Source organism: Actinocorallia aurantiaca (assembly GCF_039533685.1).
GTDB lineage: Bacteria > Actinomycetota > Actinomycetes > Streptosporangiales > Streptosporangiaceae > Actinocorallia > Actinocorallia aurantiaca.
This window is the reverse complement of the sequence record NZ_BAAATZ010000037.1, coordinates 176,758-197,574: the sequence shown is the minus strand read 5'-3', so window position 1 is coordinate 197,574 and position 20,817 is coordinate 176,758. Positions and strand designations below refer to the sequence as shown.

The 20,817-nt window shown below is 70.9% G+C and carries 18 protein-coding genes and 1 tRNA gene; 13 read left to right on the top strand and 6 right to left on the bottom strand.

The window, feature by feature from the left end; genetic code table 11:
- Positions 1 to 208: 208 nt before the first annotated feature.
- From ABD327_RS35770 to ABD327_RS35745, 6 genes are all read left to right on the top strand, one after another.
- Positions 209 to 2,362 carry a sensor histidine kinase gene (locus tag ABD327_RS35770; RefSeq protein WP_344457802.1) on the top strand — a complete coding sequence of 718 codons (2,154 nt, stop codon included), beginning with the start codon at positions 209 to 211 and terminating at the stop codon, positions 2,360 to 2,362.
- A complete protein-coding gene (locus ABD327_RS35765; RefSeq protein ID WP_425547287.1) occupies positions 2,346 to 2,768 on the top strand; it encodes a roadblock/LC7 domain-containing protein in 423 nt (140 codons plus the stop codon). The genes ABD327_RS35770 and ABD327_RS35765 overlap by 17 nt, the downstream gene beginning before the upstream one ends.
- Positions 2,768 to 3,139: a DUF742 domain-containing protein gene (locus ABD327_RS35760; protein ID WP_344457800.1), complete on the top strand. Its 372-nt coding sequence runs from the start codon at positions 2,768 to 2,770 to the stop codon at positions 3,137 to 3,139. The genes ABD327_RS35765 and ABD327_RS35760 overlap by 1 nt, the downstream gene beginning before the upstream one ends.
- A complete protein-coding gene (locus ABD327_RS35755) occupies positions 3,120 to 3,695 on the top strand; it encodes a GTP-binding protein (protein ID WP_344457798.1) in 576 nt (191 codons plus the stop codon). The genes ABD327_RS35760 and ABD327_RS35755 overlap by 20 nt, the downstream gene beginning before the upstream one ends.
- Complete coding sequence (locus tag ABD327_RS35750; protein WP_344457796.1) at positions 3,692 to 4,948, top strand: ABC transporter substrate-binding protein; 1,257 nt, start codon at positions 3,692 to 3,694, stop codon at positions 4,946 to 4,948. The genes ABD327_RS35755 and ABD327_RS35750 overlap by 4 nt, the downstream gene beginning before the upstream one ends.
- Before the next feature lie 113 nt (positions 4,949 to 5,061).
- Positions 5,062 to 5,826, top strand: a complete 765-nt coding sequence (locus ABD327_RS35745; RefSeq protein WP_344457793.1) for a mechanosensitive ion channel family protein — start codon at positions 5,062 to 5,064, stop codon at positions 5,824 to 5,826.
- Between the two features lie 51 nt (positions 5,827 to 5,877).
- Here the strand turns inward: ABD327_RS35745 and ABD327_RS35740 are convergent, their stop codons facing one another.
- Complete coding sequence (locus ABD327_RS35740; protein WP_344457791.1) at positions 5,878 to 6,135, bottom strand: DUF6401 family natural product biosynthesis protein; 258 nt, start codon at positions 6,133 to 6,135, stop codon at positions 5,878 to 5,880.
- A 172-nt stretch (positions 6,136 to 6,307) separates the two neighbouring features.
- Between ABD327_RS35740 and ABD327_RS35735 the strand changes: the two genes are divergently transcribed.
- From ABD327_RS35735 to ABD327_RS35710, 6 genes are all read left to right on the top strand, one after another.
- Positions 6,308 to 8,041 carry a GMC family oxidoreductase N-terminal domain-containing protein gene (locus tag ABD327_RS35735; RefSeq protein ID WP_344457788.1) on the top strand — a complete coding sequence of 578 codons (1,734 nt, stop codon included), beginning with the start codon at positions 6,308 to 6,310 and terminating at the stop codon, positions 8,039 to 8,041.
- A 168-nt stretch (positions 8,042 to 8,209) separates the two neighbouring features.
- Positions 8,210 to 10,696, top strand: coding sequence for an ATP-dependent Clp protease ATP-binding subunit (locus ABD327_RS35730; protein WP_425547289.1), 2,487 nt, complete (start codon positions 8,210 to 8,212; stop codon positions 10,694 to 10,696).
- Between the two features lie 163 nt (positions 10,697 to 10,859).
- Entirely contained in the window at positions 10,860 to 12,791 is a 1,932-nt protein-coding gene (locus tag ABD327_RS35725; protein WP_344458115.1) for a TerD family protein, read from the top strand.
- A 61-nt stretch (positions 12,792 to 12,852) separates the two neighbouring features.
- Positions 12,853 to 13,788, top strand: a complete 936-nt coding sequence (locus tag ABD327_RS35720; RefSeq protein WP_344457784.1) for a GlxA family transcriptional regulator — start codon at positions 12,853 to 12,855, stop codon at positions 13,786 to 13,788.
- Positions 13,789 to 13,799: 11 nt separating this feature from the next.
- Positions 13,800 to 14,432, top strand: a complete 633-nt coding sequence (locus tag ABD327_RS35715) for a DJ-1/PfpI family protein (protein ID WP_344457781.1) — start codon at positions 13,800 to 13,802, stop codon at positions 14,430 to 14,432.
- A gap of 160 nt (positions 14,433 to 14,592) precedes the next feature.
- The gene (locus ABD327_RS35710; RefSeq protein WP_344457779.1) at positions 14,593 to 15,633 is read left to right on the top strand and encodes a hypothetical protein; all 1,041 of its coding nucleotides are present in this window, start codon (positions 14,593 to 14,595) and stop codon (positions 15,631 to 15,633) included.
- A gap of 78 nt (positions 15,634 to 15,711) precedes the next feature.
- Here ABD327_RS35710 and ABD327_RS35705 read toward each other — a convergent pair.
- The 4 genes from ABD327_RS35705 to ABD327_RS35690 form a co-directional block, all read right to left on the bottom strand.
- Positions 15,712 to 15,787 (bottom strand) — tRNA-His (locus tag ABD327_RS35705).
- A gap of 66 nt (positions 15,788 to 15,853) precedes the next feature.
- Entirely contained in the window at positions 15,854 to 16,465 is a 612-nt protein-coding gene (gene orn, locus ABD327_RS35700) for an oligoribonuclease (protein ID WP_344457777.1), read from the bottom strand.
- Positions 16,466 to 16,501: 36 nt separating this feature from the next.
- Complete coding sequence (locus ABD327_RS35695) at positions 16,502 to 17,446, bottom strand: DUF2510 domain-containing protein (RefSeq protein ID WP_344457774.1); 945 nt, start codon at positions 17,444 to 17,446, stop codon at positions 16,502 to 16,504.
- A 35-nt stretch (positions 17,447 to 17,481) separates the two neighbouring features.
- A complete protein-coding gene (locus ABD327_RS35690) occupies positions 17,482 to 18,126 on the bottom strand; it encodes a hypothetical protein (protein WP_344457772.1) in 645 nt (214 codons plus the stop codon).
- A gap of 191 nt (positions 18,127 to 18,317) precedes the next feature.
- Between ABD327_RS35690 and ABD327_RS35685 the strand changes: the two genes are divergently transcribed.
- Positions 18,318 to 19,343, top strand: a complete 1,026-nt coding sequence (locus ABD327_RS35685; RefSeq protein WP_344457770.1) for a phosphotransferase family protein — start codon at positions 18,318 to 18,320, stop codon at positions 19,341 to 19,343.
- Here the strand turns inward: ABD327_RS35685 and ABD327_RS35680 are convergent.
- Positions 19,340 to 20,806 (bottom strand): RNA polymerase sigma factor, encoded by a 1,467-nt coding sequence (locus tag ABD327_RS35680; protein ID WP_344457768.1) that lies wholly within the window; start codon positions 20,804 to 20,806, stop codon positions 19,340 to 19,342. The two genes, ABD327_RS35685 and ABD327_RS35680, sit on opposite strands and share 4 nt — an antisense overlap.
- Positions 20,807 to 20,817: the final 11 nt, after the last annotated feature.

The window sequence follows — 20,817 nt, the reverse complement described above, 5'->3', positions numbered from 1 at the left end:
CATCTCCTTAGGAGATTTGTAGCTGTATTGTCACTGAACGTTACATGTCGTGATGGTTGCCAATCTGTTTCCGAAGCCTCCTTATGTTCGGTGAAGTCGCACGCTATGATCACTATCTTTGTGAAATGAGTCACATTGGGGGATTAGTGCGATGGGTGGTGAGAAGCGGCGTCCGACCAGGTCCATCAGGCGATTGATCATCTCGCTGTTGACGGTACCCCTGGTCACGCTCGTCGCACTCTGGGGCTTCGCCGTCTCGGTGACGCTGAAGGACAGCTTCCGGCTGATCCGGGCGAGCTCGTTCCTGACCCTCGTCGTGGAGCCGGTCGAGCGGCTCACCGCCTCCCTGCAGCACGAACGCCGGATGTCCCTGGCGCTGCTCGCGGACAGCCCGACCATCGGACGGGTCGGCCTCCAGGCCCAGCGCGCCCGCACCGACGAGGCCCGCGACCTGTTCGTCGACGCCTACCGCGACCCCGGGTTCGACGAGATCTCCACCGACCTGATCGAACTCAGGACCAGCGGTCTCGTCCAGGACCTCGAACGGCTCGACACCTTCCGCACCGAGATCGACAAGGCGGGGACCGATCGGGCGACCGTCCTCGAGCGCTACACCGAACTGATCGTCGCCGGGAACATGATCTTCGACGCGGCCGACGTCGGCGACTCCACCATCAACCGCGACACCCGCGTCCAGGTCGCCCTCGCCCACGCCCACGAGCTCATCGCCTACGAGGACTCCCTGCTGACCGGCGCGCTCACCGCCGGAGCGCCCACCCGGGAGGAGCACGCGGAGTTCATCAAGACGGTGGGCGCCCAGCGGTCCCGGTACGCCGAGATCGTCAAGATGATGAACCCCGAGGACCGCGCCTACTTCGAGCGGCTCCAGAGCTCCGACCACTACCTGAGGTTCCAGGAGCTGGAGGACCGGCTGGTGGCCGACCGCGGCACCAGGGCGGCGCCCGCGGTCGACGCGGGGAAGTGGCACACCGCCGGCGAGCGCTGGCTGAACGACCTGGTGCGCTTCCACTCCGACACCCGCGAGGCGCTGTCCGTGCGGGCCACCGAGTACGCCGAGGGCATCCTGCTGAGGCTGGCGCTCGCCGGAGGGCTCGGCCTGATCGCGGTGATCTTCTCGGTCACGTTCGGCGTCCGGACGGGCCGCCGGATGGTCCGCGAGAACCGCCGGATGGTCCGGGCCCTGAACGGGTTCACCGACGACCGGCTGCCGAACATCTCCGAACGGGTGCACGCGGGCGAGGAGATCGACCCGGACGAGGGCATGCCTCCCGACGACTTCACCATCACCGAGGTCGCCCGGGTGCACGAGGCCTTCGCCAAGTCCCGGCGCGCCGTGGTCGCCGCGACCGTCAGCGAGGTCGCCGCGCGGCGCGGGCTCGGCGAGGTGTTCGTCAACCTGGCCCGGCGCAACCAGGTGCTGCTGCAGCGGCTGCTGCGCCTGCTGGACGCCATGGAGCGCAAGGCCGCGAGCCCCGAGGAGCTCAACGACCTGTTCGAGATCGACCACCTGGTCACCCGGATGCGCCGCCACGCCGAGGGCCTGGTCATCCTCGCCGGACGGCCCGCCGGACGCACCTGGCGGCACGCCGTCCCGCTCGTGGACGTGGTCCGCGCCGCGGTCGCGGAGGTCGAGGAGTACCAGCGGGTCAGGATCCCGCCGATGCCGGAGGACCTCGCGGTGTCCGGCACCGCCACCGCCGACGTCGTGCACCTGCTGGCCGAGCTGATCGAGAACGCCACCATGTTCTCCCCGCCGGAGATGCAGGTGCAGATCACCGCGCAGGCCGTCGCGCACGGCCTGGCGCTGGAGGTGGAGGACCGCGGTCTGGGCCTGGACGACGACACGCGGGAGGCGCTCAACCGGACCCTCGCCCAGGCGCCGGACTTCGACCTGTTCGACAGCGCCCGGCTGGGGTTGTTCGTGGTGGCGCGGCTGGCCAAGCGGCACGACGTCCAGGTGCGGCTCCGCTCGTCCCCGTACGGCGGGACCACGGCGATCGTGGTGCTGCCGTCGAGCGTGCTCGCCGACGCGGAGAAGGAGCCCGAGACCCCCCGGACGCCGTCCGGCGCGGCGCCCAGGCCTTCGCCGAAGAGGGAGCAGCCGGTCGCCGTGCCGCCCGTCCAGGAGGGCGAGCTGCCCAGGCGGGTCCGCCAGCGGAACCTGGCGCCCCAGCTACGTGACCAGGGAGGGGCGGGCGCGCCGGCGGAGGCCGGCGGATCCGTCCGCCCACCGGAACAGGCGCGCAGCCTCATGTCCGCGATGCAGCAGGGTTGGCAGCGCGGACGGGACGAGGTCGCGTCACAGGCGCGAGAAGAAGGACGGGATGACCATGACCAGTGACCTCTCCACCAAGGCCAAGGGGGAACTCAGCTGGCTGCTCGACGGGATGCTCGAGCGGGTGGTGGAGGCCCGGCACATCGTGGTGCTCTCCGGTGACGGGCTGCGGATCGCCTCCTCCAAGGGCCTGGAGCGGGAGGAGGCCGAGCACCTGTCGGCCGTCGCCTCCGGGTTCCAGAGCCTGGCGCGGGGCACCGCCGAGCACTTCCAGGCCGGGGCGGTTCGGCAGACCATCGTGGAGATGGAACGGGGCTTCCTCTTCGTCACGGCGGCCGGCCACGGCGCCTGCCTGGCGCTGCTGGCCGAGGAGGGAGCGGACGTGGGCGTGATCGCCTACGAGATGGCGCTGCTGGTCAGCCGGGTCGGGCAGCACCTGTCCGCCGAGGCCAGGGTGCCGGGCCAGGGCTGATGGACGAGCCCGCGTGGGCCGATGAGGACGCCGGCCCTATAGTGCGACCGTACGCCTTGACCGGCGGCCGCACCCGCGACGAACTCGGCGGGCGACTCGACCTGGTCGATCTCATCGAGACGACGGACGAGGAGCCGACCCGCAAGATGGACCTCGGTCCGGAACACCTGCGGATCCGGCGGATCACCGCCGAGCCGCTCTCGGTGGCCGAAGTGGCCGCAGACCTGGACCTTCCGCTGGACGTGGTCCGCGTCCTGCTCGGCGATCTGCTCAGGCACGGGCTGGTCCGCCGGCGGAAGCCCGCCTCTGTGTCGCGCCTCATGGACGCGCGACTGCTCAAGGAAGTGATCGATGGACTTTCAGCCCTCTAGCCTCGACCCCGTCGCGATCAAGATCATGATCGCGGGCGGATTCGGTGTGGGCAAGACGACCATGGTCGGCTCGGTCAGCGAGATCCGGCCGCTGCGCACCGAGGCGACGCTGACCGAGAAGAGCGAGGGGGTGGACGACACCGCCCAGGTGGGCGACAAGACCACCACCACCGTGGCGATGGACTTCGGCCGCATCACCATGCGGGACGGCCTGAGCATCTACCTGTTCGGCACGCCGGGCCAGGACAGGTTCTGGTTCATGTGGGACGAGCTGGCGTACGGCGCGCTGGGCGCGGTGGTGCTCGCCGACACCCGCAGGCTGGCCGAGTCGTTCGCCTCGATCGACTACTTCGAGGGCAGGGGGCTGCCGTTCATCATCGCGGTGAACTGCTTCGACGGCGCCCGCAGGCACAACCCCCAGGACATCAGGACCGCGCTGGACCTCGACGAGAGGGTCCCGGTCGTGCTCTGCGACGCCCGTTCCAGGGAGTCCGCGAAGGAGGCGCTCATCACGCTGGTCACCCATGTCCTCAACGGTGCGGGGACCGGGGCGTGAGAGCGCGTCTGGCGGCCGTGGCGACGCTGCTGCTGGCCCTCTCGGGATGCTCGGGAGACGACGGCCGCGTGAACGCGCAGGGGACCCCGGGCATCACCGCGGCCCCCTGCCCGAACGCCGTCAACCAGGAGAACGGCTGCGTCTACCTCGGCACGCTCACCGACCTGTCGGGCCCGTTCAGCACGATCTCGTCCGCGGCGACCCGGGCGCAGGAGGCCTTCTGGAAGCGGGTCAACCAGCAGGGCGGGATCGGCGGCTACGACATCGACGTCTCCGAGTACGTGCGGGACACCGAGTACGACGAGGCGACGCACGAACGGTTGTACAAGGAGACCAAGGACAAGGTCTTCGCCTACGCCCAGATGATCGGATCCCCGCACACCAACCGGGTCCTGCCCTCGATGCTGGAGGAGCAGATCATCACCACCCCGCTGAGCTGGACGTCTCAGTGGAACTTCGTCCCGAACGTGCTGGAGGCCGGGGGCAGCTACTGCGTGGAGGCCATGAACGCCGTCGACTACGCCGTGGACGTCTTCGCCAGGGAGAAGAAGCCCTACAAGGTCAAGAGCGTCATGTCGATCGGCTATCCGGGCGAGTACGGCGCGGACTCGGCGGGCGGGACGAAGATCGCGGCCCGCCGGCACGGCCTGGACCACCACCCCGTCATCATGAGCCAGGGATCGGGTGCGAAGTCCGTCTCGCAGATCCTGAAGCACAAGCCCGGCCTGGTCGTCATCGCCGCCACGCCCGGCGACACGACCGCGATCGTGAAGGCGGCGGTCGAGCAGGGGTACAAGGGCAGGTTCATCGGCAACAACCCGACCTGGATCCACACGATGATCGACGTCCCGGGGTTCCGGGGGCAGTTCTGGCAGGCCGGGCCCTGGCGGCCCTACGCCACCGACTCTCCCGGCCACGCGGCCATGCGCGCCGCGCTCGGCGACGTCCTCCCGTCCGACGCCTACGTCAGCGGCTGGACGTACTCCTACGGGATCAAGGCCGCCCTGGAGGGGGCGGCGGAGACCGGGCGCCTGACCCGGGCCTCCCTGCTGGCGGCCGCGGGAAATCTCACGAAGATCGACTACGAGGGCATCCTTCCGGCGGAGGCGGGGAACATGAGCCAGCCCTTCCGGAAGACGGTCTTCAGCGTGCCCGACAGGCGGCAGTACACCGGGATCAGGGTCGTGGCCGACTTCTACGAGGGGCCGACCGCCCACGCGTACGAACTCACCGGTCCCTGCTCGGAGAAATGAAACGCGCGTTTCTGTATATACGTTCCACGCCGGAACTTTTACCGGGGTGTACTTTCCGCATCCATCCCTCGGGTAAGGACATCACAGACAGTCACCTTCCGGGGGAGTAGGCCATGAACTTCGGCGATACGTTGCGGGACGTGTTCGATACCGTCATCCGGACGGTGCCACAGATCGTGGTGTTCATCCTGGTGCTGGTCATCGGATGGATCATCGCGAAGGTGCTCAGGAACGTGGTCGGCAGACTGCTGGAGAAGGCGCGCTTCAACCGGCTCACCGAGCGCGGCTGGCTGAGCCGGGCGATGGACCGCAGCGAGTACACCGCCAGCGGCCTGGTCGCGGCCCTGGTCTACTACGCGGTCCTGCTGATCACGCTGCAACTGGCGTTCGGGGTGTTCGGCCCCAACCCGATCAGCTCGCTGCTGAGCGCCGTCGTGGCCTGGATCCCGAGGGCGATCGTCGCGATCGTGCTGATCGTGGTGGCCGCCGCCATCGGGCACGCGCTCAAGAACCTGGTGGACGGGGCGATCGGCGAACTGTCCTACGGCCGCCTGCTGGCCAACCTGGTGGAGATCTTCGTGATCGTCCTCGGTGTCATCGCGGCACTGAACCAGGTGGGCATCGCCACCACGGTCACCACGCCGGTGCTGATCGCGGTCCTGGCGACGGTCGGCGCGGTGATCGCCATCGGCGTCGGCGGCGGGATGGTCCGCCCGATGCAGCAGCGCTGGGAGCGCTGGCTGACCGACCTGGAGACCGAGACGAGCCGGAAGGGCGTCGGCGGTGCCCGGGCGCGGGGCCGGGAGGACGCGCTCCGGGGCGAGGGCGCGACGTCCGAGACCGCCTGGGAGGCCCAGCAGCGGACCCAGAACAGGTGACGTCGCAGGACTCCGTACCGCCCGCCTGGATCAGGCGGGCGGTACGTCCTGTCAGCAGCCGTTCATCAGCCGCTGGACGGCGAGCATGCGCTGGGCGTGCCAGTCCAGGCGGGAGCCCAGGTGCCAGCCGGTCTCCTCCAGCGCCTCCAGGAAGCCGTCGAGGTAGCCCTGGAGGGTGTCCCTGGTGACGGGGAGGCCACTGGCCTCGATGATGTCCCGCACCGCGGCGGCGTGCTGGTCGGTGGCGGCGGCCAGGCCAGGGGCCCAGGGGGCGCGGCCCAGGACGGCGAGGAACGAAGAGTCCGGCATAAACCCCAAAGATAGTCAAAGCTCCTTGATGCTCGCACTCCGCCTCCTCTCGGGGGGCTTCCGGGGGGAAGGGGTCCCGGCGCGGCATGGGCCTTCTGGCTCGGGTAAAGAATCCGGTAAGGCGAAGAATGTCCTGATTCGTGCGAGGGAGTGGCCGGGTACGTCCCGGGCCATGGACTACGACGTGCTGGTGATCGGCTCGGGCTTCGGCGGGGCCGTCACCGCCCTGAGGCTGAGCGAGAAGGGCTACCGGGTCGGAGTCGTGGAGGCCGGGCCCCGGCGCAAGGACCACGAACTGCCCCGGACCACCTGGCGGGTGCGCGACTACCTGTGGCTGCCCGTCCTCGGACTGCGCGGAATCCAGCGCTTCCACCTGCTGCGCGGACGGGGAGGGCGCGCCCTCGTCCTGGGCGGAGCGGGAGTCGGCGGAGGCTCCCTCATCTGCTCCAACCTCCTCCGTCCGCCGCCCGAGGACTTCTACACCGACCCGCACTGGGCCCACATCACCGACTGGAAGAGCGAACTGGCCCCCCACTACGACCAGGCGGCCCGGATGCTCGGCCTCACCGAGAACCCCTCGACGACCGACGCCGACATCCTGCTCCACGAAGTGGCCGAGGACCTCGGCGCCGCGTCCACCTACCGGCGCGCGCCCGTCGCCGTCTTCTTCAACGAGCCCGCGGGAGCCGAGGTGGACGACCCGTACTTCGGCGGAGCCGGGCCCAAACGGCGCGGCTGCATCGAATGCGGCGAATGCATGATCGGCTGCCGGCACGGGGCGAAGAACAAGCTCACCACGAACTACCTCCACCTGGCCGAACACGCGGGCGCCGTCATCCACTCCGACAGTGAGGCGATCAGGGTGAAGCCCCTCTACGGCGGGGGTTACGCGGTCCACACCGCCCGGCCGGGACGGAGGCTGCCCGGGACCACGCGGAAGTTCACCGCCGAGCAGGTCGTGCTCGCCGCCGGCACGCTCGGCACCCAGCGGCTGCTGCACGGGATGAAGGCGGCGCGCGTCCTGCCCGAGCTCTCCGACCGGCTCGGCTCGCTCACCCGCTCCTACGTCGAGGTCTACGCCGGGGCGGCCCGGCCGCGGGCGACCGGACGGCCCCTGTACGAGGGCGTGGCGATCACCTCGTCGCTGCGGCCCGACCCCCGCACCACCGTCGAGGTGCTCCGGTTCGGCAAGGGCTCCGACCTCACCGGGCTGCTGCGCGTCCCGCTCCTGGACGGGGAGGGACTGCCGCGCCCGCTCAAACTCCTCGCCCACACCCTCCGGCACCCGCTCAGGACGCTGGAGCTGCGGGACGTGCGGCGCTGGTCGGAGCGGGGCCTGATCACCCTGGTCCGGCGGCCCAAGGACGTCCCGTTCACCGTCGGCCTCCGGCGCGGACTCTTCGGGCGTTTCCTGCAGGCCAAGCCCGGGACGCAGAGCCAGGGGCCGAAATGGATCCCCATGGCGCACCGGGTGGCCCGCCTGCTGTCCCGCCGCCTGGGCGGCTCCCCGTCCGGCTCCCTGCTGGACCTGCTGGGCCTCCCGCCCACCGGCTGCCTCCTGGGCGGCTGCACCGTCGGCTCCTCCCGCCGGACCGGTGTCGTCGACCCCTACCAGCGGATCTTCGGCTACCCGGACCTGCACGTCGTGGACGGCTCGGCGGTCACCGCCGACCCCGGCCCCAGCCCCACCCTCACCATCCTCGCCCTGGCCGAACGCGCCATGTCCCTGTGGCCCAACAAGGGCGACACCGACACCCGCCCCTCCCAGGCCGCGCCCTACGCCCGCCTGGCCCCCGTCCCGCCCCGCCACCCGTCCGTCCCCGACACCGCCCCCGGCGCCCTCCGCGTCCGCCTCCCCGCCCTCGGCCTCGGCGACTCCGAGAACCTCTCCGGCTGGTCCCTCTGACCCTCGATCAAGGTTTTGTCTGGTTTGAAGTGCTACGGGGATTTATGTCAGAGAGTTGCGGTTAGCCATAAGAAAGGGCCTATTGAGGGAAATGGGTCCTGCCGTCCGACTGCCAGAGGAAGCACGCTCCGAGGAGGAACCGCCGTGTCCAGCACACCGTTCGGCTCCATGTTCGGCGACGACCCGTTCAAGGGATTCGAGTACCTGACGGGACGGATATTCGGGGCGCCCGAGAGTTGGCCGCCGCGCAGCGGGGGCGTCCAGCGGGTCGACGTCGGCCGCCTGCTGAGCGAGGACGGGCGGGAGACGGTCGGGCGGGCACTGGAACGCGCGGGCGAGCGGGGCGCCGCGGACCTCGACGTCATCGACCTGCTCGGGGCCGCCGCCGAGACCGAGCCCGCGCGCGGCCTGCTGCGCTCCGCGGGCGCCGACCCGGACGCGCTGCTGGCCCGTGTCGCGGACCTGAGCAGGGAGGGCACGCCCGGCGAGCCGCCCACCACGCTCACCCCGGCCGCGAAGCGGGCGCTGCTGGACTCCCAGCGCGTCTCGCGGGCGACGGAGGCCGGCTACATCGGCCCCGAGCACCTGCTGATGGCGATCGCCGCCAACCCCGGCTCGGTGGCCTCGCGGCTGCTGGCCGCCCAGGGCGTGACCGCCAACGAGATCCAGGACGCCGTGCTGAACCGCCCGAGCCGGGCGGCCGGCGCAGCGCGGCCCGGGCCCAGCGAGACCCCCACCCTCGACGAGTACGGCCGCGACCTGACGTCGGAGGCCGAGGAGGGCCGCCTGGACCCGGTCGTGGGGCGCGAGGACGTGATCGAGCAGTGCATCGAGGTCCTGTCGCGCCGGACCAAGAACAACCCGTGCCTGATCGGCGAACCCGGCGTCGGCAAGACCGCCGTCGTCGAGGGCATCGCCCAGCGCATCGTCAACGGAGCCGTCCCCGAGACCCTCAAGGAGAAGCGGGTGGTCGCGCTGGACCTCACCGGGATGGTGGCCGGGTCCAAGTACCGCGGCGAGTTCGAGGAGCGGATCAAGAAGGTCCTGGACGAGATCCGGGCGCACTCCGACGAGCTGGTCATCTTCATCGACGAGGTGCACACCCTGGTCGGGGCGGGGTCCGCCGAGGGCGGCATGGACGCCGCCAACGTGCTCAAGCCCGCCCTGGCGCGCGGCGAGCTGCACGTCGTCGCGGCCACGACGATCGACGAGTACCGCAAGCACATCGAGAAGGACGGCGCGCTGGAGCGCCGTTTCCAGCCTGTGATGGTGCCCGAGCCCACCGTCGAGGAGACGGTGCAGATCCTGGCGGGGCTGCGCGACAAGTACGAGGCCCACCACGAGGTCCGCATCACCGACGAGGCGCTCGACGCGGCCGCGCGGCTGTCGGACCGCTACGTGTCCGACAGGTTCCTGCCCGACAAGGCGATCGACCTGATGGACCAGTCCGCCGCCCGGGTGCGGCTGCGGTCGATGTCGCCCGACGAGAACGTGCGGGAGCTGGAGCAGCGCCTCGAGGCCCTGCGCCGGGACAAGGACCAGGCGGTGGCCAACGAGGACTTCGAGCGTGCCGGGCAGCTGCGCGAGGAGATCGAGCGGCTGCGGCCCGAACTGGAGAACGCCCGGCGTGGCCGTGACGACGTGCCCGAGGTGACGGTGAACGACATCGCCGAGGTCCTCTCCCGGCGCACCGGCATCCCGGTCTCCCAGCTCACCGAGGAGGAGCGCGAGCAGCTGCTGCGGCTGGAGGAGCGGCTCCACGAGCGGGTGGTCGGCCAGAACGAGGCCGTCGAGGCGGTCGCGGAGGCCGTCCGGCGCGGCCGCGCGGGCCTGTCCGACCCCGACCGGCCGCAGGGCAGCTTCTTGTTCCTCGGCCCGACCGGCGTCGGCAAGACCGAGCTGGCCCGCGCCCTGTCCGACGTGCTGTTCGCCGGGCACATGATCCGCATCGACATGAGCGAGTTCCAGGAGAAGCACACCGTCAGCCGCCTCATCGGCGCGCCTCCCGGATACATCGGCTACGAGGAGGCCGGCCAGCTCACCGAGGCCGTCCGGCGCAGCCCGCACTCCGTCGTCCTGCTCGACGAGATCGAGAAGGCCCATCCCGACGTCATGAACATCCTGCTGCAGATGCTCGACGACGGCCGCCTGACCGACGGCCAGGGCCGGACCGTCGACTTCGGCAACACCATCGTCATCATGACGAGCAACATCGGCTCCCAGCAGATCCTGGAGTCCGAAGGCGACACCGAGACGCTGCGCGAGGGCCTCATGGACCTGCTCCAGCGCACCCTGCGTCCCGAGCTGCTCAACCGCATCGACGAGACGATCATCTTCACCAGTCTGGACCGGCGGCAGCTCCGCCAGATCGTGGACCTCCTCCTGGAGCGCACCCGCCGCCGCCTGCACGGCCAGGGCGTCACCCTGGAGATCGACGACGAGGCCAAGGACTGGCTCGCCGAACGGGGCTACAAGCCCGAGTTCGGCGCCCGCCCCCTCCGCCGCACCGTCCAGCGCGAACTGGACAACCGCCTCTCCCGCCTCCTCCTGAGCGGAGAGCTCGACGAGGGCGACACGGTCAGGGTCTACCACCCCGAGGGCGGCGACCTCAGCTTCGAGGTCCGCTCCACCGCCGCCGAGGGCGCCGGCGGGTAGCGGCCGACGGGAGGGGAAAGGGTTTTGTGTAGATCATTCACGATGAAATCTCGATTGTTACCTGTTTCGTAAATAGTTCGGCCTCGGCGGGCTTGAATCTCTTCATGAGAGTTGCGCCGCCATTCGGGTGGTGGCTCGTCACCGGGAGGTCGTCTTGCTGCAGATGTCCAAGGGCGGGAACGTCGGGATCTCCGGTCTGTCGGAAGCGGCGGGGCCGGTCAGCCTGACCTTGGGCTGGACCGATCCGACTGGGGAGGGCGAGGCGGACGTCTCGGTCCTCCTCGTCGCCGCGGACGGGAAGGTCCGGGGGGACGACGACTTCTTCTTCTACAACCATCCGTCCAGTGAGGACGGCTCGGTGCAGCTGCTCGGCAAGACGCCGACCGGCAGCGGCAACGAGGACCGGATCCAGGTGGATCTCGCCGCGCTACCGGCCGAGATCCACAATGTGACGATCGCCGCCAGCCGGTACGAGGGGGCGACCTTCGGCGAGCTGGACGACCTGCGCCTGACCTTGTCCGACAGCGCGGGGGAGTCCTTGCTGGCCTTCGACATCACCGGCGCCACGGTGGAGACGGCCTTCGTGTTCGGCGAGCTCTACCGGCGCGGAGAGGAATGGAAGTTCCGAGCCGTCGGCCAGGGCTACGAGTCGGGGCTCGCCGGCCTGGCCGCGGAGTTCGGCATCGCGGTCCAGGACGACGAGGGCGAACAGCCCGTCGAAGCCGAAGAGCGGCCGCCGGCGGAACCCGACGGCGGGAGCGCTTCCGGGACGGAGAAGGCCGCGAAGGTGCGCACCGGCCGACGGGCGGTGAAGAAGAGCACCCTGGCGCCGCCGAAGACCAGCCTCGCGGACCACGTGAACTGGCAGAACGCCCGGCTGTTCTCCGTGAACGGGTTCCGCAACGACCAGGAGCGGGAGAGCCGGGCGACCTCGACGCTGCTGGCGGTGATGACCCAGGTTCCCGAGTTCGGCCGCCGGGTCACCGCGCGTTTCGGTGCGCCGGCCGGCGCCATGCAGACTTTCGCCGAGGCGACGTTCAAGCACGGCGAGAGCACGGTCCGGCCGGACGGGGTGGTGAGGGTGTCCCGGGCGGGCCGGATATGGACCGCGCTGATCGAGACGAAGACGGGTGGGAACCCGCTCAGGCGGGAGCAGGTGGAGTCTTACCTCGAAGTGGCCTCCCGCAACGGCTACGAGACCGTCATCACCCTGTCCAACGACCTCGCCCTGGACGGCGGGCATCCGGTGGCCGTGGACGGGCGCAAGACGAGGAAGGTCGCGCTGCAGCACCTCTCCTGGGCCGAGGTCGCCCACGAGGCCAGGCTCCTGTGCCGTCACGAGGGAGTTTCCAGCCCGGTCCACGCCTGGCTGCTCGGAGAGCTGCTCCACTACCTGGAGCAGGACAACGCGGGGTGCCAGGGGTTCCAGAACATGGGCGCGTCCTGGGTGCCCGTCCGCGACGCCATCGCCGAGGGGACCCTGCGGGCCGGTGACAAGCGGGCGGTCCAGGTGGCCGAGAACTGGGAGAAGCTGACCCGCCAACTGTGCCTGAGGCTGGGCGGCGAGACGGGGCTGGCCGTCGCTCCCGTCGTCCGCAAGAAGCGCGGTGAGGACCCGAAGGCGCAACGCGCCCGCACGGTGGACGCACTCGTCGGGTCGGGCCGGATGTCCGCCGAGATCCGGATTCCCGGGACGGCCGGGCCGCTCCTGGTCGAAGCCGATCTGCGGACCGGCCACATCGAGACCACGGCGATCGTCCCCTCCGCGGACCGGGCCCGCGCCCTCACCCGGATCAACTGGCTGCTCCGCCAGCTCTCCGAGGCACCGAACGAGCTGAGGATCGAAGCCCTTCCGGCCGGAAGGGACAGCGGCCCTTGCGAGCTCCTGAAGAACCTCCGGGCCGAGCCCGGCCTCCTCGTCGGCGACGGGGAGATCGCCTCGTTCAAGCTGAGCCTGCGCGCCGGCATGGGGACCAAGCGGGGTACCGAGGAGAGCGGGTTCATCCGCAGCGTCGACGCCGCCGTCGACCGCTTCCACGAGGAGGTGCTCAAGGTGATCAAGGTCGGCTCCGGGGCCGACGAGCAGCCGGGGTGATGGCAGGAATCGTCAGATTCGTGTCATTGCGGCCGTGCGGGGGGCTGGGAAGACTGAAGGCGTGAGAGTGGTGTTCCTGGTCTTTCCCGGGTTCCAGAGCCTCGACCTGACGGGGCCGCTGGAGGTGTTCAGCCTGGCGGGGGGCTATGAGGTCGAGACCGTCGGGATGGGCGGGGGCGTGGTGCGGGCCCACAGCGGGATCGCCGTCGTGCCGGACCGGGCGGCGGAGGAGTGCGCGGGGCCGATCGACACGCTGGTCGTGGTTGGCGGCGAGGGCGTCGTCGGGGCGGTGGAGGACGCGGCGCTGCTGGACTGGGTGCGGGAGGCCGCGGGACGGTCCAGGAGGGTCGCGTCGGTGTGCAGCGGGGCGTTCGTCCTGGCCGTCGCGGGACTGCTGGAAGGGCGCGACGCCACGACGCACTGGAGGGTCTGCGGGATGCTCGGGGACCTCTTCCCCGAAGTGGACGTCCAGGAGGACCGGATCTTCGTCGTGGACGGCGAGGTCTGGACCAGCGCGGGAGTGACGTCGGGGATCGACATGGCCCTGGCCATGGTGGAACGCGACCTCGGGCCGGACACCGCGCTGCGGGTCGCCCGCGAACTGGTGGTGTTCGTGCAGCGGCCGGGCGGGCAGGCGCAGTTCAGCACGCAGCTCAGCGCGTCCAGGCCGGAGCACCCCGCGCTGGCCGAGCTCCAGAGCTGGATCCCCGAGCACCTGGACACGGACCTGAGCGTCCCCGCCCTCGCCGAACGGGCCGCGATGAGCCCGCGGCACTTCGCCCGGCTGTTCGCCCGCGAGACCGGACTGACACCCGGCGCCTACGTCGAGTCGGTCCGGGTCGAGACGGCCCGCCGGCTGCTGGAGTCCACCGCCCTGCCGGTGGACGTGATCGCCCGGACCTGCGGGTTCGGCACCCCCGAGACCATGCACCGAAGCTTCCGGCGACGGATCTCGGTCACCCCCGGCGCTTACAGGCGCCGGTTCAGCGCACGTTGAAGGAGTCGCTCATGCGTATCGTCTTCCCGCTCTACCCGCGTTTCACGGCGCTCGACGCGATCGGCCCGTACGAGGTCCTGTCGCGGCTGCCCGGCGCCGAAGTGGTGTTCGCCGCAGTCGCACCTGGCCCGGTCACCACGGACACGGGCACCCTCACGGTGCTCGCCGAGACGGCCCTCGCAGACATCGCCGACTGCGACGTGGTCGTCGTCCCCGGCGGCCCCGGATGCCTGGAGGCGGGCCAGGACGCCGCCTACACCGGCTGGCTGGCCGCCGTCCACCCGAAGACCCGCTGGACGGCGTCGGTCTGCTCGGGTTCGCTGCTGCTCGGCGCGGCCGGGATCCTCGACGGCCTGCCCGCCACCTCGCACTGGGCGGTCGCCGAGACCCTGCCGATGTTCGGCGCGATCCCCACCCCCCGCCGCACGGTCTTCACCGGCAAGATCGTCACCGCGGCGGGCGTCGCCTCCGGCATCGACATGGCCCTGGCCCTCGCCGCCGAGCTCACCGACCGGGAGACCGCCGAGTCCATCCAGCTCTTCATCGAGTACGACCCCCAGCCCCCCTTCGACACGGGCTCCCCGGACAAGGCCCCGGCCCCCATGGTCGAACGCGTCCGAGCCCAGGTGATGGCGGACGTCTGACCCGTACGGCCCCGGAAGCCGGGCGTCGGCACGGTCCCGGAGGGCAGGGTCTTCGCCATGGACAGATGCGGGATTCTGCCCAAAGGCGGGTGAAGGAAGCCGGAGAGGTTCATACAAGGAGGAGAAGAAAACCGCGTGGGACGAGGCGACGATGCCCGGTATGAAGAGAACCGGTATTGCGGCGGCGACCGTCCTCGTGTGCACGATGGCGATCGCCTCTCCCGCCCGCGCCGACCTCCCGGCCGCCGACACCGAGTGGACCGAGCAGAGTCCGACCTCCGCCTGGTTCCAGAGTTCCCTGTTCACCGCCGCCGAGGCGGACGATGAGCTGTGGGTCGGCGGCTACCAGGGGCAGGTGGAGATCTTCTGGCCTCCCGCCACCTGGAGCACGGTCCTGCTGCGGCCGCCCAAACCCCTGCTGCGGCGCCGCTCCGGAGGCTCCTGGCAGGAAGTCGACCTGCCCTGGATGAACTACGGGCTGATCTCGGACATGGAGGCCGCCGGAACCCGGGACCTGTGGGTGCTCGGCGCCCGCTTCATCTGGGGCCAGGGGAACTCCTACCTGGCCCGCTGGGACGGCTCGGCCTGGACCACCGTCTCCGCTCCCTTCCCGGCCTACGTGTCCATGGACCTGGCCGCGGCGTCCGACGCGGTGTTCGTCGCCAACGTCGACCGCGCCTGGGAGAGGAGGGTGCACACCTACACCGGCGGCCAGTGGACGACCGGTCCGGAATCCCTCGCGGTCTCGCAGCTCGCCTCCCACCCCGAGGGCGGGGCCTGGCTGCTGGGCGACGACGGCGGCGCCCGCGTGGTGGCCCGCTGGGACTCCGACTCGTGGCAGAACATCCCCCTCCCGGAGGGCTCCACCGTCAACCGCATCTACCCTCTGGGCCAGGACCACCTCCTCGCCCGTGTCGACGGCAGCCACTACCAGCGCTGGGACGGCTCCGCCTGGACTCCTGCGGGCCCTCCCACGACGTTCGCCGCCTCCGACGCGACTCTGTCGCCCTCCGGCGCCCTCTGGCTGTCGGGAGGCAGCCGGGTGGCCAACCTCGTCGGCTCGACCTGGTCCATCCGGTCGGCACCTCTCCCGGACTACGGTTCCGGCTTCTCCATCCGCTCCATCACCACGGCTGCGGACCGCCTCTGGATCACCGGCGGCCGCTCGGACCGGCCGGTGGCGGCCTTCACCACCCCCTGAACCGCGCCGCGCTCCGCCCGTCACCGGTGCGGAGAAACGCCAGAGGCCCTTTCACCGAAGTGAAAGGGCCTCTGGGTTTGGGGTGAGTGACCGGGCTTGAACCGGCGACACCCAGGATCACAACCTGGTGCTCTGCCAACTGAGCTACACCCACCATGTCGCCACGTCGTGTTGCGCTGTGGCGGCGAGAACAAGTGTAGCGTGTTCGGGAGGGTGCTCGTCACCCGTTATCGGCGGAGGCGGCGACGATCTCGGCGGAGAGCGCGCGGGCGGTCTCCGAGTCGGGGCCGGGCTGGGGGACGAAGACGGCGGCGCGGTAGTAGCGCAGCTCGCGGATGGACTCGGTGATGTCGGCGAGGGCGCGGTGGCCGCCGGTCTTGGCGGGGCTGGCGAAGTAGACGCGCGGGTACCAGCGGCGGGACAGCTCCTTGATCGAGCTGACGTCGACCATGCGGTAGTGCAGGTGGGCGTCCAGGGCCTGCATGTCGCGGGCGAGGAAGGAGCGGTCCGTGGCGATGGAGTTGCCGCACAGCGGGGCCTTCTTGGGGTCCGGGACGTGCCTCTTGACGTAGTCCAGGACCAGGGCCTCGGCCTCGGCCAGGGTCACTCCGCCGGGGAGCTCCTCGAGCAGGCCTGAGGTGGTGTGCATGTCGCGCACCACCTTGTTCATCTGGGCGAGCGACTCCTCGGGCGGCCTGATCACCACGTCCACACCCTCGTCGAGGATGTTGAGCTCCGGATCGGTCACCAGGACCGCGATCTCGATCAGTGCGTCGCGCGCGATGTCGAGGCCGGTCATCTCGCAGTCGATCCAGACGAGTCTGTCGTTCATGCCTCAACCTTAAAGGGCACTGGAGGACGACCCGCCTTACGAGGCCTTCAGGGAGCCGATGACCAGGTCGATGTCGCCCTGGTTGCGGTGGCTGTCGGGGAAGGAGAGGAAGAGCCCGGCGGGCTGGTCCCCGGGGCGGTCGACGAGGATGATGGCGGCCCGTTCGGAGCGGAAGTTCCAGCCCTTGGACTCGGCCTGCGGGAAGGTCACGCGGACCTCGTAGTACCAGGCCTTCTTGCCGCTGACGCTGTAGGCGCGGGAGGAGACGTCCTCGACGCCGTTCTCGGGGTAGAAGGCGGGGCGGACGAGGCCGAACCAGCTCTTGGCCGCGGCCTCCAGGTCGCCGTTGGAGTAGAAGACGCTGGTCGGCAGTTCCGCGGAGTAGATGGAGGCCACGTAGTCGCTGCCGGGCCCGTTGTACTCCTTCTGCACCGAGGCGATCTGGCCCTTGGCGAGGCCGAGCTTGGCGTAGGCGCTGCCGGACGGGATGGTGGAGGACGTCCAGTCGCCTCCGAGCTGGGACCACGACAATCCGGAGGCCGTGTCGGTGACCGTCCCGACGACGGGGGAGCGGCTGGTGTTGGCCGGCGGCTGCGGGGCGCCGGTGCTCTGGAGCGTGCGGGGGGTGGGGTCGTCGGAGTCGAACGCCCCGACGGCCAGCAGGACCGCCACGATGACGAGGACGACGACGACGGCGCTGCCGCCGATCAGCCCCAGGATCATGGCCTGGTTGTTCTTGCGCGGCGGGGGCACGGCGCCGGGGGACGAGCCGGGCGGCGTCCACGGCTGCGGCGTCCCCTGCGCGGGGGGCTGCCACGGCTGGGGCGTGCCGGAGCCCTGCTCGGAGGGCGACCAGGGAGCGGGCGTCGGCTGCCCGGCGGGCTGGGTCGACTGGGTCCACTGGGTTCCGTCGAACCAGCGCTGGAGACCGGGGGTTCCGTAAGGGTCCGGATACCAGCCGGGAGGAGTCTGGCCGCTCATGGCGCAGACCTTACGGTAAAAGAATAACAAAGCAGTCAAATTCCTCCGGCGGCCTCGAGCGGGCGCCCCAGCGGCCGCGAGTTCACCAGCCCCACCTGTTCACTGCTGAGCCGGGGCCGCGGCAGTCCGGGAGGCCCCGGTTCGGGGCCGGTGAGCCTGCCGACGTCGATGCCGCCGGGCCCTGGCGCGTGGCATCCGGGTACCTGGGAATGCCCGAAGTGCCCGCCGCGTGACCAGAACCGGCGCTCTCCGGACGCCTGGTACGACGCCGGGACCGCCGTCGGGGGCCCGGCCGGCCAGCGGCGCGGCACCCCCCAGGAGTCCAGCCAGTCCAGCACCAGGTCGAGGTCGCGCAGCGGTCCCAGGGTGAACGGCAGGTGTGCGAGGCCCACCACCATGATCTGCAGGCAGACCCGCCCCTCGGTGCCCGCCTCCACTCCGATCAGCCGGGCCGCCCGGGTGGCGGGCACCTGCTGCACCAGTTCGCCGCGCAGGGGATTCCAGACCAGGTGGACGGGCGTGCCGTCGTGCTCCAGCGTCTGGGCCACCGACCGGGCGGAGACCGCCTGCGGGTCGTTCTCGCTGGTGCTCCAGACGGCGCGTGGTGCGCCCCCTTTGAGCCTCCCTCCGTCGTCGCTGGTCGGCAGGCGTCCTGCCCTGGGAAGCCAGGCTTCGGCCACGTTCGCGAACCCCCAATCGGGCGGGGGTTTTCCGCCCTGGATTGGCCAAGTCCTACCGTCCTAACCCACTGAATGGGGGTTAGTCCAGTCAGGCACTACCCGAGTTGAAAGTTCCTTACACGGCAAGAAAAGGCCGCTTCTGGAGGGGGCGGGTGGCGTCAGGGAACCGAGTCGCGTTCTAATTGTCTGCCATGAGCCTCGAACCCGTACCCGGCCTGGATTTCCCTCAGCTGTCGCGCTGGCTGGAGCAGGCCCTCCCCGACGCCGGCGAGCTGACCGGCGCCACCCTGATCGCCGGGGGCAGGTCCAACCTCACCTACCGGCTTGATCTGTCAGGACGTTCGGTGGCGCTGCGCCGCCAGCCGCTCGGCCACGTGCTGCCCACCGCGCACGACATGGCCCGCGAGTACCGGGTGCTCAGCGCGCTGGCCGGGAGCGGCGGGGTCCCGGTGCCGCGGCCGCTGGCCCTGTGCACCGACAAGAGCGTGCTCGGCGCCGACTTCTACCTCATGGAGTGGGTGGACGGGCGCATCCTGCGCACGGTCGAGGACGCCGCGGACGTCACCCCCGAGCAGGCCGGCGAGCTCTCCCAGCGGCTGGCCGAGGCGCTGGCCGCCATCCACACCCTGGACGTGAAGGCCGCTGGCCTGAGCGACTTCGGCCGTCCCGAGGGCTACATGGCCCGCCAGCTCAAGCGCTGGGGCCAGCAGTGGGAGCGTTCGAAGACCCGGGAGCTGCCCGCCTACGACAAGCTGGTGACCCGGCTCGCCGAGGGGCTGCCCGAGCACTCGCCCGCGTCCCTGGTGCACGGGGACTTCCGGCTCGACAACGCGCTGGTCAGGCTGGAGCCGAAGCCGGAGATCGCCGCCGTCGTCGACTGGGAGATGTCCACTCTCGGCGACCCGCTGGCCGATCTCGGCCTCACCCTCGTCTACTGGCTGGAGCCGGGAGAGGAGGCGCTGCCCGTCGGCGCGACCGTCACCGCCGCGCCCGGCTTCGGGACCCGCGCGCAGTTCGTCGAGGCGTACGCGAACCTCACCGGCTTCGACGTCGACGGCCTCGACTACTACGTCGCGTTCGGCTGCTTCAAGCTGGCGATCATCCTGGAGGGCATCCACGCCCGCTTCCTGCAGAACGCCACCGTCGGAGAGGGCTTCGACAAGATAGGCGACGCGGTGCCCCTCCTCATCGACCGGGCGCACACCGTCCTGGGTTAGGGCAGCGGTGGTTCTTCGTCCTCGGGAGGGGGCTCCTCTTCCAGCGGCGGGCAGTCCCAGGAGACCTGGACGCTGCCCGCCGGGACGAAGTCGATGCCGACCTCGCCCTCGATGCACGGGTCGTCCCGGGTGACCCGGAAGAGCACCGTCCGGCTCCTGCCGGCCGCCAGGGTGCCCGACCCTCCGCCGCTCACCTCGGCGTATCCCTGCGCCGACCACTTCACCGGGCCGCCGAAGGCCGTGATGACGACCGCGCAGGTCCGGGCCGGGTAGACGATGACGCAGGCAGGGGAGGAGAAGAGCAGCCTGCCCGGCTTGGGAGCCGTGGTGGGCTTGGTGGGCGTACTGCTGGGCTTGGGGCTCGTCGTCGAGACGCTGGGGCTCGCCGAGGGAGACGCGCTCTTCGACGGAGTGGCGGAGGGTGATCTGGTCTTGACCGACTTGGAAGGGGAGGGCAGGGGGTCTTCGGAGGGGGTGTCCTCTTCGTCCTCCAGCGGCTCCTCGGTGCGCTCGGGCGCGACCTGGCTGATGTCGGCGGCCTGAGGGTCGCCCGTCTCCTCGCCGGGGCGGAGGAGGAACAGCCCGCCCATGAGCAGCGCGACGGCCGCCGCGCCCGCCAGCGGCCACACCGCGGAGGGCACCTTCGTCCTGTCCTCGCCGTCCCGGGCCTTTCCCGGCCCGGCGAGGCCCGGCGCGCGGTGCCCCTGGCGGTCGCCTTTCTCGCAGGGCCACCCGTCGGCGCCGAACGGCAGGGCCCGCCGGGCGATCTGGGCCCGGTCCTGGTCCATGCCGGGGTCCAGCGCGCTGGCCAGCACCCGCTGCTCCAGGTTCGGCGGGGCCATCGCGATCGGCAGGACGGACAGCAGCCGGTCGAGCCGGATCCGGCGGTGCCCCACCCTGGCCTCGACGGCGTCTGCCAGGTCGTCACGGGACCCCTCCGCCAGCGCCGCCGCCTCCTCCGAGGAGAGGCCCAGCACGCCGGCGAGTTCGGCGTCCGACAGCCCGTGCCGGAGCGTCAGGTCGACGGCCTCGCGCTGCCGTCCGGTGAGCGCGGTCATCGCGTCGTGGGCCAGGACCCGCGCCTCGTGGTACCGGCGGCGCTCCTCCATGGAGCGGAACCGGTCGGGCGCCTCGGGCGCCGGACGCCGCTGGGCGGGCCGGTCGGGGCCGCCCAGGATCCGCTGGCACTCCCGCCTCGCCAGCGCGTAGAGCCAGCCGCGCAGGTGCCCCGGGTCGCGCAGCCGGTCGGCGTGGGCCTGGGCGGCGAGCAGCGTGTCGTGCAGGACGCGCGAGGCGTAGGGCTCGTCCCTCAGCAGGGTGTGGCAGTAGTCGAAGAGCTGATGACCGTACCTGTCGTAGACCCTGGTGAGCGCGTCGGTGTGCCGCGCGCGCAGCGCCCGGACGAGTTCCTGGTCCTGGTGCGCGTCGTGCAAGGCGTCGTGCTGACCTGTCCAACCGGCCAACGCAGGCCTCC

Coding starts and splice junctions, on each gene's coding strand:
- ABD327_RS35765 (WP_425547287.1), top strand. CDS start 2,346: ATGACCATGACCAGTGACCTCTCCACCAAGGCCAAGGGGGAACTCAGC.
- ABD327_RS35760 (WP_344457800.1), top strand. CDS start 2,768: ATGGACGAGCCCGCGTGGGCCGATGAGGACGCCGGCCCTATAGTGCGA.
- ABD327_RS35755 (WP_344457798.1), top strand. CDS start 3,120: ATGGACTTTCAGCCCTCTAGCCTCGACCCCGTCGCGATCAAGATCATG.
- ABD327_RS35745 (WP_344457793.1), top strand. CDS start 5,062: ATGAACTTCGGCGATACGTTGCGGGACGTGTTCGATACCGTCATCCGG.
- ABD327_RS35740 (WP_344457791.1), bottom strand. CDS start 6,135: ATGCCGGACTCTTCGTTCCTCGCCGTCCTGGGCCGCGCCCCCTGGGCC.
- ABD327_RS35735 (WP_344457788.1), top strand. CDS start 6,308: ATGGACTACGACGTGCTGGTGATCGGCTCGGGCTTCGGCGGGGCCGTC.
- ABD327_RS35730 (WP_425547289.1), top strand. CDS start 8,210: ATGTTCGGCGACGACCCGTTCAAGGGATTCGAGTACCTGACGGGACGG.
- ABD327_RS35725 (WP_344458115.1), top strand. CDS start 10,860: ATGTCCAAGGGCGGGAACGTCGGGATCTCCGGTCTGTCGGAAGCGGCG.
- ABD327_RS35715 (WP_344457781.1), top strand. CDS start 13,800: ATGCGTATCGTCTTCCCGCTCTACCCGCGTTTCACGGCGCTCGACGCG.
- ABD327_RS35710 (WP_344457779.1), top strand. CDS start 14,593: ATGAAGAGAACCGGTATTGCGGCGGCGACCGTCCTCGTGTGCACGATG.
- orn (WP_344457777.1), bottom strand. CDS start 16,465: ATGAACGACAGACTCGTCTGGATCGACTGCGAGATGACCGGCCTCGAC.
- ABD327_RS35695 (WP_344457774.1), bottom strand. CDS start 17,446: ATGAGCGGCCAGACTCCTCCCGGCTGGTATCCGGACCCTTACGGAACC.
- ABD327_RS35685 (WP_344457770.1), top strand. CDS start 18,318: ATGAGCCTCGAACCCGTACCCGGCCTGGATTTCCCTCAGCTGTCGCGC.